At 60.3% G+C, this 14,081-nt stretch carries 11 protein-coding genes; 9 read left to right on the forward strand and 2 right to left on the reverse strand.

The window, feature by feature from the left end; translation table 11 throughout:
* The first annotated feature begins 41 nt into the window (after positions 1 to 41).
* Positions 42 to 1,328 carry a radical SAM family heme chaperone HemW gene (gene hemW / locus HMPREF2927_RS07135; RefSeq protein WP_070686748.1) on the forward strand — a complete coding sequence of 429 codons (1,287 nt, stop codon included), beginning with the start codon at positions 42 to 44 and terminating at the stop codon, positions 1,326 to 1,328.
* Positions 1,329 to 1,969: 641 nt separating this feature from the next.
* Here the strand turns inward: hemW and HMPREF2927_RS07140 are convergent.
* Entirely contained in the window at positions 1,970 to 2,389 is a 420-nt protein-coding gene (locus HMPREF2927_RS07140; RefSeq protein ID WP_070686750.1) for a DUF4870 domain-containing protein, read from the reverse strand.
* A 265-nt stretch (positions 2,390 to 2,654) separates the two neighbouring features.
* Positions 2,655 to 3,524 (reverse strand): DUF3097 domain-containing protein, encoded by an 870-nt coding sequence (locus tag HMPREF2927_RS07145; protein WP_070686752.1) that lies wholly within the window; start codon positions 3,522 to 3,524, stop codon positions 2,655 to 2,657.
* 217 nt (positions 3,525 to 3,741) lie between these two features.
* On the opposite strand from HMPREF2927_RS07145, the gene dnaJ reads away from it, so the two are divergent.
* The 8 genes from dnaJ (at position 3,742) to leuA (ending at position 14,018) form a co-directional block, all read left to right on the forward strand.
* Positions 3,742 to 4,878 carry a molecular chaperone DnaJ gene (gene dnaJ, locus HMPREF2927_RS07150; protein WP_005508690.1) on the forward strand — a complete coding sequence of 379 codons (1,137 nt, stop codon included), beginning with the start codon at positions 3,742 to 3,744 and terminating at the stop codon, positions 4,876 to 4,878.
* Positions 4,879 to 5,040: 162 nt separating this feature from the next.
* Positions 5,041 to 5,820, forward strand: coding sequence for a 16S rRNA (uracil(1498)-N(3))-methyltransferase (locus tag HMPREF2927_RS07155; RefSeq protein ID WP_070686753.1), 780 nt, complete (start codon positions 5,041 to 5,043; stop codon positions 5,818 to 5,820).
* Positions 5,821 to 5,946: 126 nt separating this feature from the next.
* Positions 5,947 to 7,074 (forward strand): PhoH family protein, encoded by a 1,128-nt coding sequence (locus HMPREF2927_RS07160; RefSeq protein WP_070686755.1) that lies wholly within the window; start codon positions 5,947 to 5,949, stop codon positions 7,072 to 7,074.
* A gap of 3 nt (positions 7,075 to 7,077) precedes the next feature.
* Positions 7,078 to 7,599 carry an rRNA maturation RNase YbeY gene (gene ybeY, locus HMPREF2927_RS07165; RefSeq protein WP_070686757.1) on the forward strand — a complete coding sequence of 174 codons (522 nt, stop codon included), beginning with the start codon at positions 7,078 to 7,080 and terminating at the stop codon, positions 7,597 to 7,599.
* 9 nt (positions 7,600 to 7,608) lie between these two features.
* Positions 7,609 to 9,063, forward strand: a complete 1,455-nt coding sequence (locus tag HMPREF2927_RS07170; protein WP_070686759.1) for a hemolysin family protein — start codon at positions 7,609 to 7,611, stop codon at positions 9,061 to 9,063.
* Positions 9,064 to 9,188: 125 nt separating this feature from the next.
* Positions 9,189 to 10,346, forward strand: coding sequence for a GTPase Era (locus tag HMPREF2927_RS07175; RefSeq protein WP_210399831.1), 1,158 nt, complete (start codon positions 9,189 to 9,191; stop codon positions 10,344 to 10,346).
* Between the two features lie 82 nt (positions 10,347 to 10,428).
* Entirely contained in the window at positions 10,429 to 11,868 is a 1,440-nt protein-coding gene (locus HMPREF2927_RS07180) for an LCP family protein (RefSeq protein WP_070686761.1), read from the forward strand.
* 401 nt (positions 11,869 to 12,269) lie between these two features.
* The gene (leuA, locus tag HMPREF2927_RS07185; RefSeq protein ID WP_070686762.1) at positions 12,270 to 14,018 is read left to right on the forward strand and encodes a 2-isopropylmalate synthase; all 1,749 of its coding nucleotides are present in this window, start codon (positions 12,270 to 12,272) and stop codon (positions 14,016 to 14,018) included.
* Positions 14,019 to 14,081 lie beyond the last annotated feature (63 nt).

Below are 14,081 nucleotides of genomic sequence, written 5' to 3' on the forward strand. Positions count from 1 at the left end.
CCCCCCCCCCCCGACCTCTACACCTAGTTCCAGGAGGCAGAATGCCCGCCCAGCCCACCGGCGCCCCCGCACCCCGCGACGGGCGCATCCCCCCCACCAGCGCGGCAGGATGCGAAACCCGCGACTTCAGCCTCTACGTACACATCCCCTTCTGCTCCGTACGCTGCGGCTACTGCGACTTCAACACCTACGCCACCGAAGACTTCGGCGACGGCATCGGCCTCGGCACCTACGCCGACGATGCCATCGCAGAAATCCTCTTCGCCGCCCGTACCCTCGAAGCATCCGGCGTCGCAAAACGCCCCATGCACACCGTCTTCTTCGGAGGCGGCACCCCCACCAAACTGCCCGCCCGCGACCTCGTGCGCATCCTGCAGGCAGCCATCGACGTATTCGGCCTCGTCGAAGGCGCAGAAGTCACCACCGAAGCGAACCCCGACTCCGTAACCCGCGAAGACCTGCAGACCCTCAAGGACGGCGGCTTCACCCGAGTATCCTTCGGTATGCAGTCAGTCGTCCCCGAGGTGCTACAGGTACTCGACCGCACCCACACGCCGTCGAACGTGCCGAAGGTCGTCGCCTGGGCTAAGGAGGTTGGCCTGCAGGTGTCCGTGGACCTGATTTACGGTTCGCCGGGGGAGAGCCTGCATCAGTGGGAGCAAAGTGTTCGCGCCGCAATTTCCTACGAGCCGGACCATATTTCGGCGTACTCGCTGATCGTGGAGGACGGCACCAAGCTCGCCGCGCAGATCCGCCGCGGCGAATACACCATGCCCGACGAAGACCTCATGGCGGACATGTACCTGCTCGCCGAGGAGCTGCTCACCGAAGCCGGCTACAACTGGTACGAGGTCTCCAACTACTCGCGCAGCGAGGACACCCGCAGCGACCACAACCTCGCCTACTGGCGCAACCAGGACTGGTGGGGCATCGGTCCCGGCGCGCACTCGCACGTCAACGGTACCCGCTGGTGGAACGTGAAGCACCCGGTACCGTACGCGCAGAAGGTGCGGGCGGGGGAGTCCCCGGCGGCGGCACGTGAGGTTCTGGACACCGCCACTCGTGCTTTTGAGACGATTATGCTCATGATCCGTGTGCGTGAGGGCTTGGCGATGCGCGAGCTGCTCGCCGTGCACGACGAGGCGCAGCTGGGTGCCTCCCTGCGTTGGCTGGTTTCTCAAGCTCTGATTGAGCCTGATGCTTTGAATTCTCAAGCTGAACCTGACCCTGAAGCTCACGTGCACCTGACCCTCAAGGGCCGTCTACTGGGCGATGCGGTCACCCGTGAGCTGCTCCCGGAGGTCCCTGAAGAGCACGAGGAGCACTAAGAAGCATTGGTCTGACAAGGGGCTTTTCAATCGGGGCGACGTTCCGGTTCTGGTCTGTCGCAGCTCCACTTGATGCTTTTCTCTAACGCTGCCTGCGAATGGCGTGCGCCCCGGCATTGCCGTAATATTTCGGTGATTTCGGGGTGTTTTTGCGGGTCTCAAAAAACTTTTAAAAAAATTTTTCGGGGCTGTTTGGAGGGGCTTTGGGGGAGCATCACACCTTACACCGGTGTGCTAATTGTTCGCATTTGTACTGGACTAGCCAAAAGAATTTTCCACTCTGTCATACCACTTTTAGAGTGCGTATTTTTCGAATACTTTCCTGAGAAAAAATTCTCTAAAACACCCAATTTCAAGTTGTGGTTGAAGGTTACGCTGTGCCATAATAGGTCATGGCAGGACGGTATATGTCTAACAGCGTGTTCTCGTCTTTGCTGAAGTTGAGTGAATACGGTTGTGGGCTCCTGGCAACAGGGGCCCACGATCGTTTAACAAAGATTATCTACAGCACCATTCGGTAGAGTTTGCAGTAATTCACGCGCACTAGGCAAAGAAGCCCCACTTAAACGTAGAACGCCCCGCACACAACGTGCGGGGCGTTCATCGTAAAAGCTATCAGCGCGGTTCTGAGACAGCGCGGTTTAGGACTCTGCGGATTCTGCGTTCTCGGTGGAGTAGAAGCGGTCCAGCAGGCGCGGGTTCACGCGGTAGCTGTACGGCTCACCGCGGTTCACCTCAATACCGGCACGCAACGACGCAATAGCCATGAATAGCCACACGAGCGCACCCAGAACCATGGCAATGTTTCCCATGCCGGGCAGGAACGACACAACCCACAGCGTCACCAGAGCAATGGAGGGCAGGAGGGTGAAGTTCATTGCCTCGCGAGCTTCCTGCTCAGCGAAGGGTGCGTTATTGCGGCTGACGTAGAAAACCGCAGCGGAAGGAATGATGCCGAGAATACCGCCGAAATGCGCGAGAGTCGCACGGTTGCGGTCCTGAATCACGCTAATCTTACGGGTTTTCTGAGGCCCGGTTGCCGGGCGAACATCGTTAGTCACGAAAATCCTGGTTCGATAGAAGTTTCTTGTGGTGATCACCTAAGCCGGTGGATATACCCTCCGAAGAGGCAAATCGTTTGAGCGGTGGTGACCTAAGAGTGTAGTGATGGTGCAACATAAACCCACAGAGGCAATGCCACACGCTCAACTATTGTACCGCTTTAGGGGACAAAACCCACAGGATAATGCCCTCGAGGGAAAGGTTCTGAGCAAATTCACACCTGCGCTCGCAGACGGGGGGCGCAATAGCGGGTCTCGGGTGCGGTTAGGCACCCGGCTCGGTGAGAAAATCGATGAGCGATTCGACCGGACCGAGCAGCGTCGGATCCAGGTCAGCGTAGGAGTCAACGCGGGAGAGAATATGCTTCCACGCCTGCGCCACATCCGCCTGCGTTTCGTGCGGCTGACCCAGACGACGCAGCGTGCCCTTCTTGAAGTCCTCACCGCGCGGCACCTGTGGCCACGCCTTCAAACCCAGCACCGAGGGCTTGACCGCCTGCCAAATATCGATGAACGGGTGGCCCACGATTTTCACGTGCCCGGCGGCACCCGGCACAGCCAGCGCATCCGCAACAATGCGCTGCTCCTTCGTGCCCTCAATCAGGTGGTCGACCAGAATACCCAGGCGGCGGCCTGGGCCCGGCGCGAACTCGCGAATAGCACCGGCGAGATCATCCACGCCGTGCAGCGGCTCCACGACAATGCCCTCAACGCGCAGATCGTGGCCCCAGACCTTCTCCACGAGCTCGGCGTCGTGCAAACCCTCAACCCAGATGCGGGAGGCGCGCGCCACCCGAGCCGGGGCGTTCTTCACCGCAATAGATCCGGAACGAGAAATCGTGCGCTTCGGCTCCTTCGCAGCCACCGGGGCGACAATCTCAACGGGCTCGCCCTCAATCAGGTAGCCAGGACCCAGCGGGAAGTTCTTCACGCGACCCTTCGCGTCCTCGAGTCCGAAGAAGAGGGCACCGCCGATGCGTTCAGCCTTCACGACCTCACCCACCCAACCGTTAATGTCCTCAATGAGCAGGCCGCGGCGCAGCGGTACTTTACGCGGGGCCGGCGCCTGGCGGCTCATGCGGGCGGCGTTTAGATCCTGGGCACCCCAGCCGTAGGGGGAGTGGTGGGTACTCAACGTATTCTCCTTTGGGGCGGTAGGGGTGAAAATCGCAATAGGACTACGGAGCCGATTTCAGGGGCACAGGCACCGCAGATTAAGCGGATAGCGGGAGCGACCCCCATTCAGCCTAGCCATTGTATCGGGTCGGGGGTAGTATCCCCTAGAATTGATACGACCATTGTTGGCGGTGCACTCATCGAGCACCGCCATCGTCTCGAGAGGAAGGAAACGCATGAGCCACTACGATACTCTCGGCGTATCGAACGACGCCAGCCCCGAAGAGATCAAGAAGGCGTACCGAAAGAAGGCACGCCAGCTACACCCCGACGTGAACCCCTCCGAGGACGCAGCCGAAGAGTTCAAGCGCGTCACCCTCGCCTACGAGGTGCTCTCCGACCCCGAAAAGCGCCGCAACTATGACACAACCGGCGACGAACAGGGCCGCGCAGGCTACCCCGGAGGCGGCGGCTACCCGGGCGGCGGATTCAGCGGCTTCGGCGGTTTTGAGGACCTGCTGAACATGTTCACCGGCGGCGCGGCAGGTGCCCGCGGCCCCGCATCCCGCATGCGTCAGGGCCAGGATGACCTGATTACCGTCTCCATCAGCCTGCAGGACGCCGTGTTCGGCGTTGAGAAGACCATTGAGCGTCGCTCCGCCGTGACCTGCAAGTCCTGTAACGGCGAAGGCACCGCAGAGGGCACCCAGCCCGAAACCTGCACCACCTGCTCCGGTCACGGTTTCATGCAGCGCCGCGTGCAGTCCATCCTCGGTACCGTCATGCAGCAGGTTGAATGCCCCGACTGCCACGGCTACGGCACCGTCATCAAGACCCCCTGCCCTGAATGCCACGGTCAGGGCCGCGTACGTGAAGACGTGCCGCTGACCTTCAACGTTCCCGCCGGCGTGCACGACCAGGCGCGTATCCGCCTGCGCGGCAAGGGCGAAGCAGGCCTGTACGGTGGCCCCAACGGCGACCTGTACGTTGACCTGAACGTCAAGCGCGACAAGTACTTTAGCCGCGAGGGCGACAACCTGGTCACCACCGTGAACATCCCCATGGTCGCGGCGGCACTGGGCACCACCATCCCGCTGAAGACCTTCGACGGCGACCAGGAAGTTGCGATCCCCGCAGGCACTCAGAGCGGTGACGTAATCACCCTCAACGGCCTGGGCGCAACCGTGCTCGGCACCGAGCGTCGCGGCGACCTGCTGGTACGTATCCAGGTGGTCACCCCCACCGACATGACCGAAGAACAGCGTGAACTGCTGCGCCAGTTCGCTGCCCTGCGCGGTGAATCCCTCACCGAAGGTTCGCAGGTCAAGCACCGCGGCGGTCTCTTCTCCCGCCTGAAGGACCAGTTCAAGTAGGATCCCTACACCAAGCTGAGGATGTGGCGGGTGCGGTACTCACCCCGCACCCGCCGCTTTCCTGTCAGCACTGCGCTGCATGCGCCCGCGCCAAGCTGCGCACCTATTTCACACACCAACCGCACACTACCCACGCTTTCAAACCGCACCTCAAGGAGAACCATGAGCGCCCCCATCTTCTACATCAGCACGGAAGAATACGACGCACTCACCCCCGGCGCCACCTGCGCGCTCAGCGGCTCCGAAGGCAAGCACGCCCTCGTCAAGCGCCTTGAGCTCGGCGAACGCATCGACCTGGGTGACGGCACCGGCCGCCGCGCACTCGGTACGGTCGCCTCCATTAACGCGGACGGCGTGAGCGTGCAGGTGCAGGAGCTACGCGAGGAACGCAGCGTGCCCTCCATCTACCTGGTGCAGGCCCTCGCGAAGGACGGCCGCGACCTGCTCGCCATCGAAACCGCCACCGAGCTGGGCGTGTACGGTGTGCTTCCGTGGAGCGCGGACCGCTCCATCGTGCGTTGGAAGGGGGAGCGCGCCTCCAAGGCACACACCAAGTGGCAGAACACCGTCACCGCCGCCGCGAAGCAGTCGCGCCGCGCGCTCATTCCCGAAGTGTACGACCTGTACAGCACCGCCGACCTGGTCGAACTCATTGAAGAAGTTGCCGGGGAGGGTTCTGAGCAGTCCGCCGCCGTGTTCATCCTGCATGAGCAGGCGACCGAACGCCTCAGCGCCCTGGCGCGCAAGCTTGTAGAGGCAGAGAACCTGCCCGAAGAAATCTACCTGCTCGTCGGCCCCGAAGGCGGCATCAGCGACCGCGAAGTGCAGCTCTTCACCGACGCTGGCGCGCAGCTGGCACTACTCGGTGACGAGGTGCTACGTTCCTCCACCGCCGGCTCTGCCGCCATGTGCACCCTGAACGTGGTGCTGGGCCGCTGGTAGAGCGCCCGCTACTGGATTTCCTCCGGTAGCACCCCTCTGCTAGAACCCAGCTGACAGGCATCCACCGGGGCGTGGTGCATCACGCGCATCTATACTTGTAAATACATCACTAGCCAAGGAGCCCATATGACTACCTCCCGACCTCTCTCGACCGCGCGCACCGTATCCTTCAAGAGCGCCGCAGAAATGATCGCCGTGCTCGGCCCGCAGGACGCGCACCTGGCAATTATCGAGGACTACTTCGAGCAGATTAGCCTGCGCCCCAAGGACCTGGACGTACTCATCACCGGCCCTTCCGAGGCAGTCAATACCGCCGCAAAGCTACTGAACGAACTGCGCGTGCTCTCCAGCCACGACACGCAGATTACCGTGCAGGTTATTCACCGCCTCATGGGCATGCTCGGTGACGAACTGAGCAACCCGGCGCACTCGCTGTCCGCCAGCATCCTCTCCACCCGCGGCACCACGATTCGCCCCAAGACTATTAACCAGAAGAAGTACGTGGACGCTATCGACGCGAACACCGTCATCTTCGGCATCGGCCCGGCGGGTACCGGTAAGACCTACCTCGCCATGGCGAAGGCTGTGCAGGCGCTGCAGAGCCACGAAGTGAACCGCATTATCCTCACCCGCCCCGCCGTGGAGGCTGGCGAGCGTCTGGGATTCTTACCCGGCACCCTCAACGAGAAGATCGACCCGTACCTGCGCCCGCTCTACGACGCACTGCACGACATGCTCGAACCCGAAACCATCCCCAAGCTCATGGAGGCGGGCACCATTGAGGTCGCACCGCTGGCGTACATGCGTGGCCGCACCCTCAATGATGCGTTCATCATCCTTGACGAGGCGCAGAACACCACCGCCGAGCAGATGAAAATGTTCCTGACCCGACTAGGCTTCGGCTCGAAGATGGTCATTACCGGTGACATCACCCAGATCGACCTGCCCGGTGGAGCGGCATCCGGTCTGAAGCAGGTGCGCAACATTCTGCAGGGCGTGGAGGATATTCACTTCAGCATCCTGGAATCCTCCGACGTGGTTCGTCACACCCTGGTGTCGAACATTGTGTCCGCCTACGACCAGTGGGGCGAAGACCAGAAGGCAATGGAACGCAAGCGCAACCGCAAGGTCAAGCGCGCCACCATCGAGGCCGCAGCAGAGAAACTGCTGGACCGCGCAGGCATCAACGGCGGCTCCGAAAAGAACGCCGAGAACAACTCCGACAACGCACAGACCACCCCGGAAGGACGCTAAACGGTGGCAGAGATCGAATTCGACTGTGAAGAACCCGCAACCGGTGCCGACCCGGCAACCGACGCCTTCATCCGCGAATCTTTCGAAGCGGTAGACACCGAGGTGCTGACCCGCCTCGTCGAGCACGCCTTCAAACGCATGCACCTTGCCGATGACACCTACCTGTCCATCGCCATCGTGAACGAAGACGAAATGGAACGCGTGCACATTGAATGGATGGACCTGCCCGGCGCAACCGACGTGATGAGCTTCCCCATGGACGAGCTGGAACCGGGAACCCCTGAAAACCCCTCCAGCGGCATGCTCGGTGACATTATCCTCTGCCCGCCCGTCGCCGCACGTCAGGGCGCAGATGCAGGTCACAGCACCCTCGATGAGCTGTACCTGCTCACCACCCACGGCATTCTGCACTGCCTCGGCTACGACCACGGCACCGCCGAAGAGGAAGCTGAAATGTTCGGCATTCAGCGCTCCATCCTCGAAGAGTTCCTGGGCCGCCCGGCACCGGTCGAAACCCGACACTAGGGGAGCGGCGTGGACATTCTACTCACAGCCCTCCTCGCCGTTCTCGCGCTCTGCCTGACCGTGGTCGCGGCAATCGCCGAAACCGCATTCACCTACTTGCCGCACAACGAGGCTGAGGAAGCGGTGGAGGCACACCCGGACACCCTCGGCGCCCGCGTCCTGCAGCGCACCCTCGACGGTGACTCCGAGGCGTACACGCACCCGCTGCGCCTGACCCGCCTCATTGCGGCAGCCGCCGCGGTGCTCGCCACCATGACCTGTCTGCTAAGCCTGGTCGAGGTGCACGCGCTCGCCGTAGTGCTGACCCTCGTGATTGTTGCGCTGGTGGGCTACCCGATTCTGCATATGCTGGCGCGTGCTCTGGGACGTAACTGCCCGGTCGCGTCGATTCGTGTGCTGGCGCGCCCGGTGCACTACCTGTCGGTTCTGCTGAGCCCGGCGACCGGTCTGCTCGATAAGCTCAGTGTGCGCCTGGCGCCGGAACGTTCGGCTGAGGCCCCGGTGGGCGTGTTCGATGAGGAGGAGCTGCGCGAGTTCCTGGACCGCGCCTCCGACGCTGAAACCATTGAGGATGACGAGGCGCAGATGGTGCAGTCTGTCTTTGAGATGGACGATACCCGCATCCGTTCGCTCATGGTTCCGCGTACCGACATGCTCACCGCCAGCCGTGACACCCCTCTGCGTGAGGCGCTGAGCCTGTTCCTGCGTTCGGGTTATTCGCGTATGCCGGTGATTGGTGATTCGAGCGATGAGATTTTGGGCGTGCTCTACCTGAAGGACGCGATGCGCGCCTTCATCCTGCACGGTGAGGCTCCCGAAGGTACCGCCCTGCCGACCGTGGTTGAGCTGATGCGCCCGGCTCGTTTTGAGCCCGAGTCGAAGCGCGCCATGGACCTGCTGCGTGAGATGCAGCGCGAGTCCACGCACGTGGCGATTATTGTTGACGAGTACGGCGGCACCGCCGGTCTAATCACGCTTGAGGACCTAATCGAGGAGCTGGTCGGCGACATTTCTGATGAGTACGACCATGAGCGCCCCGATTACACGCTGAATGACGACGGCACGTTCCGTCTCTCTGCCCGTCTGGGTATTGATGAGCTGGGCGAGATTTTCGGTCGTGAACTCGAGGATGAAGATGTTGATACGGTGGGCGGTCTGCTCGCTAAGCATCTGGGCATGGTGCCGATTGTTGGTTCTGAGATTGAGATTGACGGTATTCATATTCGTGCGATTGGTTCGTCGGGCCGCCGCCACCAGGTGGATATGCTGCAGGCGTGGTATGAGCCGCCTCGTGATGAGCAGCAGAATACTGAAGGTTCCTCGGAGCCTAATTCCGCGGAGGTTGCTGACATCCTCACCGTGGATACGGAGCCGCCCGCTGTGGCTGAGCCGCATGCGCATCCTGATCTTCCGGGAGATATTGCAGAGGCTGAACCGGCAACCAATCAGCACGGCAACCGCTAGATATCGAACATAGACGCCGCATTTTCCCTAACACACTTTGAGCCGGCCGCCCCGCCCCGGAAGGCGCAGGCAGATGAGGCTGGCACCCCATACACCCCGCACGGGGTTTGACAAGGAGAAACACAATGGACCAGGAGTACACCCCGCTCGATTTGAGCACTCTGGACTTGAGCACCCCGCTGCCGACCTACCCGGAGAATTTCCGTTCGGGCTTCGCTTCGCTGGTGGGCCGCCCGAATGCGGGTAAGTCTACTCTGACGAACGCTATGGTCGGTCAGAAGGTGGCTATCACCTCAAACCGTCCGCAGACGACCCGCCACACAATCCGCGGTATTGTGCACAAGGACGAGTACCAGCTGATTCTGGTGGACACCCCGGGTATTCACCGCCCCCGCACTCTGCTGGGTGAGCGTCTGAACGACCTGGTGGCAAGCACCCTTTCGCAGGTGGATGTGCTGGGCTTCTGCATTCCGGCGAATGAGAAGATCGGTCCGGGTGACCGTTACATTGCGTCGCAGCTGGTGGCGTCGAGCAATAAGCCGGTGGTTGCTATTGTGACGAAGGCTGACACTGTGAGCTCTGAGGAGCTGCGTGAGCAGCTGCTGGCTGTTGAGGCGCTCGGCGAAGAGGTTATGAGCGCTGAGCGTGCGGCTCGTGCTAAGCGTGCCGAGCATCGTGCGAAGCAGAAGGGTAAGGGCCCCAAGGGTAAGGGCGGCAAGAATGATGCTGTGCCTTTCGCGAAGGGTTCGGGCCCTGCGGCTACGCGCCGCGCCGGTGAGGTTGCTGAGCCGATGCCGGTTGACGGTAAGGGTGGCTGGGCTGCGATTATCCCGGTGTCTGCTGTGAAGCATTTCCAGGTGGATGCGGTTGCTGACCTGCTGGCGCAGTACACTCCGCTGTCGCCGCCGCTGTACCCGGAGGGTGAGCTGACCGATGAGCCGGAAGCAACCCTCATCGCGGAGCTGGTGCGTGAGGCTGCTCTGGAGGGTGCGCGTGAGGAGCTACCCCACTCGATTGCTGTGACGGTTGAGGAGATGGAGTTCCGTGAGGGCCGCCCGGCGGATAACCCGCTGCTGGATGTGCACGTGAACCTATATGTGGAGCGTGAGTCGCAGAAATACATCATTATCGGTAAGGGCGGCTCGAATCTGCGCAAGATTGGTACGAAGGCTCGTGAGCAGATTGAGGCGCTGCTCGGTACCCGCATTTATTTGAATATTCATGTGAAGGTTGCGAAGGAATGGCAGTCTGACGCGCGTGCGTTGAACCGCCTGGGATTCTAGTAGCTTTCCTACTCATTCGGCGCTCATAGGGAAGAGTGTTACTCTGAGAAAGCACTTGCTCACCGGCAGAAAGAGAAAAGGTATGCCCCAGGCACCTCGTTTACGAAGCACCGGTCGTCATATGCGCACGACGGTGATGACTTCAAACCGCAATAAGTGGATTGCTCTGCTTACTGCTTGCATGCTCGTCATTGTTGTTGGCTTTGGTGGCGTGTTGGCTCTGCGTATGCGCAATAATCTGCATACTCAGGAGCTGAACATCAGCAATTACAAGAACGGCCTGGAGAACGGCGCCTTGGACATTCTCGTGATTGGCTCCGATACCCGTAAGGGTAATAACGGTGCGTACGGTGATGAGGATGACCGCAATTCTGAGGCTCGCGCGGACGTGATGATGCTGCTGCAGATCAGCAAGGACCGTAAGAACGTGAGCGTGCTGTCGTTCCCGCGTGACCTGATGGTTGATGTGCCGCAGTGTACTGATCCTGAGAGCGGCACCGTGTACCCGGCTGAGGAGAACGTTCAGATTAACGAGTCTCTGTCTCGTGGTGGCCCCGGTTGTACTGTGGCAACCATTAGCAAGCTGACCGGTGTGAATATTGACCACTTCATGTTGGTGGACTTTAATGCTGTGAAGGAGCTGTCGAAGGTTGTTGGCGGCGTTCAGGTGTGTGTGGACGCTCCGATTGATGACGAGTACAGTGGCTTGAAGCTTCCTGCCGGTACTTCTTCGGTTGAAGGTGAGCAGGCTCTTGCGTTCTTGCGTAGCCGCCACGGCTTCTCGGATGGTTCCGATATTGGTCGTATTCAGGCTCAGCAGGGCTTCTTGTCTTCGCTGTTGCGTAAGGTGAAGAGCGAGGGTACTCTGTCGAATCCGAGCCGTCTGATTAACATTGCTGAGGCGATTACTCAGAACGTGACGGTGGATAAGAACCTGGGTAATATCAGCACTCTGGTGGGTGTTGGTGCGGCTCTTGGTGGCGTGGATCTGTCGAATGTTGTGTTTGCGACCGTGCCGACTGAGCCGTGGAGCCAGGATGAGAACCGCCTGCAGGTTTCTGCGGATGCTGCGAACGTGTTCCAGCGTCTGCGTGACGATAAGTCGCTGAAGGAAGAGAAGGCTCCGGAGGCACCGGCTACTGCTGCCGCTCCGGTTCAGCTGGACCGTACGGTTCCGGTGAACGTGTACAACGCGACCGGTCTGGATGGTCGCTCGGCTACAATCGCTTCGGTGATTGAGGGCCTGGGCTACACGAATGTTACTCCCGGTACTTCGGCTAACCCGACGAACTTCACCACGGTGTTCTACTCGACCGGTTATGAGGCGGAGGCGAAGGAAATCGCCGCAAAACTGAACGTAACCCGAGTGGTGGCGACTGAAGAGGTTCTGGGAGTGTCGGTGACGATTGGTACTGACTTCCCGTCCGGTGAGGCGATGGAGAAGCAGGATGCTGCGATTGCGGGTAACGCGACCGGTCAGACTGCTGATCAGCACAAGTGCCAGACTGCTTTCGCCTACTAGGTTGTAGCTAGGGCATAGCGAAGATGCGTGAATTTTGAATAAGGGGGCGTAGCGCCAGAAATGGTGGCTGCGCCCCTTTGCCGTTAATTCTTTCCAGATGATGGACGGCTTCCCGGGTGCCCTGCCGCCGCCTCCGACCCCTGTGATAGCGTGGAGGCATGACTATTGACGGTGAGAGTATGCGCGGGGTTACCCGCCAGGCAGTGAACCTGCTGCTTATTCGCCGGAACGGGGCACGCTAGAATCTGCCGCAACCGTTCCGGCTTTTTGACGCGGCATCTCACCTTTGCATCCTTTCTGATGCACCGCCTTGACCACGGCTGCCGGGGACCGATACCCGGCACGGTACGAGCCCCACACTTTGGGTAGAGCGAGACGGACCAACCAACAGGAAATTCATCATGAAAAACCACCAGAAGCCCAGCCCCATGCCGGTACACAAGTACCGCCCTTTCCAGGAGCAGATTGTTGTTGACCTGCCGGACCGCACCTGGCCGGATAAGGTCATTGAGAAGGCTCCGCGCTGGTGCGCAGTGGATCTGCGTGACGGCAACCAGGCGCTGATTGACCCCATGGACACCGACCGTAAGCTTGCGATGTTCAAGCTGCTGGTGAAGATGGGTTACAAGGAAATTGAGGTTGGTTTCCCTTCGGCGTCGCAGACTGACTTTGATTTTGTGCGCACTCTCGTTGAGGACGGCCACATTCCTTCGGATGTGACCATTCAGGTTCTGGTGCAGGCGCGTGAGCACCTGATTGCCCGCACTTTTGAGGCGATTGAGGGCGCACCGCAGGCGATTGTGCACTTCTACAACTCGACCTCCGTTCTGCAGCGTCGCGTGGTGTTCAACCAGGATCAGGAGGGCGTGCTGGATATCGCCCTGCAGGGTGCGCGCCTGTGCCGCAAGTACGAAGAGCAGATGGTCTCTGATACTAAGGTCATCTACGAGTACTCGCCCGAGTCTTTCACCGGCACTGAGCTGGAGTACGCGGCTCGCGTGGTGAACGCTGTGGCTGAGGAGCTGGAGGTTGGTCAGAACGGTCGCGAGCTGATTGTGAACCTGCCCGCTACCGTTGAGATGGCTACCCCGAACGTGTACGCCGACTCTGTCGAGTGGATGCACCGCAACCTGAACCACCGCGAGCACATTGTGCTGTCGCTGCACCCGCACAATGACCGCGGTACCGGTGTGGCTGCTGCTGAGCTGGGTTACCTGGCGGGCGCTGACCGTATTGAGGGTTGCCTCTTCGGTAATGGCGAGCGCACCGGTAACGTTGACCTGGTGACTTTGGGTCTGAACATGTACACCCAGGGTATTGATCCGCAGATTGATTTCTCTGATATTGACGGTATCCGTAAGACTGTTGAGTACTGCAACCAGTTGAAGGTGCACGAGCGTTCGCCGTATGGTGGCGACCTGGTGTTCACTGCGTTCTCTGGTTCTCACCAGGACGCTATTAAGAAGGGCTTTGAGGCTCTGGAGCGTACCGCTGCTGAGGCGGGTAAGACTGTGGATGAGGTGTATTGGGAGGTTCCGTACCTGCCGATTGATCCTCGCGATTTGGGTCGTACCTATGAGGCGATTATTCGTGTGAACTCGCAGTCCGGTAAGGGTGGTATGGCGTACCTGCTGAAGCAGGATCACGGTCTGGACCTGCCGCGTCGTGCTCAGGTTGAGTTCTCGAAGATTGTTCAGGCTCGTACTGACGCTGAGGGCGGCGAGATGACCAGCCAGAAGCTGTGGAACATCTTCGCGGATGAGTATCTGCCGGCTCCGGATCCGCAGAACCGTTGGGGTAAGTATCGTATTGAGTCGATTAATATTGATTCGGCTGATACTGGTGCGACCACTCTGCGTGTTGGTCTGAATATTAATGGTCACACGTACACTCGTTCGGCTTCGGGTACCGGTCCGGTGGACGCTCTGCAGAACATCCTGTCGGGCGAAGGCGTGGATATTCGCGTGATGGATTACTCGGAGCACACCATGTCGTCTTCGTCGACTGCTAATGCTGCCTGCTATGTTGAGGCTGCTGTTGGTTCTCGCGTGCTGTGGGGTATTGGTGTGGACAGCTCGACGACTCGTGCAGCTTTGAAGGCGATGATTTCGGCTGTGAACCGTGCGCTGCGTGATGAGCGTCAGGCGTAGGCGATAGCCGTACATGCTTTGTGCAAGGTTTGCGGGTGACCGCTGGCTGATGACCGTTGACCG

The organism is Rothia sp. HMSC061E04 (assembly GCF_001813685.1).
In the GTDB taxonomy this organism is placed as follows: domain Bacteria; phylum Actinomycetota; class Actinomycetes; order Actinomycetales; family Micrococcaceae; genus Rothia; species Rothia mucilaginosa.

Coding starts and splice junctions, on each gene's coding strand:
- HMPREF2927_RS07175 (WP_210399831.1), top strand. CDS start 9,189: ATGGACCAGGAGTACACCCCGCTCGATTTGAGCACTCTGGACTTGAGC.
- HMPREF2927_RS07155 (WP_070686753.1), top strand. CDS start 5,041: ATGAGCGCCCCCATCTTCTACATCAGCACGGAAGAATACGACGCACTC.
- HMPREF2927_RS07180 (WP_070686761.1), top strand. CDS start 10,429: ATGCCCCAGGCACCTCGTTTACGAAGCACCGGTCGTCATATGCGCACG.
- HMPREF2927_RS07160 (WP_070686755.1), top strand. CDS start 5,947: ATGACTACCTCCCGACCTCTCTCGACCGCGCGCACCGTATCCTTCAAG.
- dnaJ (WP_005508690.1), top strand. CDS start 3,742: ATGAGCCACTACGATACTCTCGGCGTATCGAACGACGCCAGCCCCGAA.
- leuA (WP_070686762.1), top strand. CDS start 12,270: ATGAAAAACCACCAGAAGCCCAGCCCCATGCCGGTACACAAGTACCGC.
- hemW (WP_070686748.1), top strand. CDS start 42: ATGCCCGCCCAGCCCACCGGCGCCCCCGCACCCCGCGACGGGCGCATC.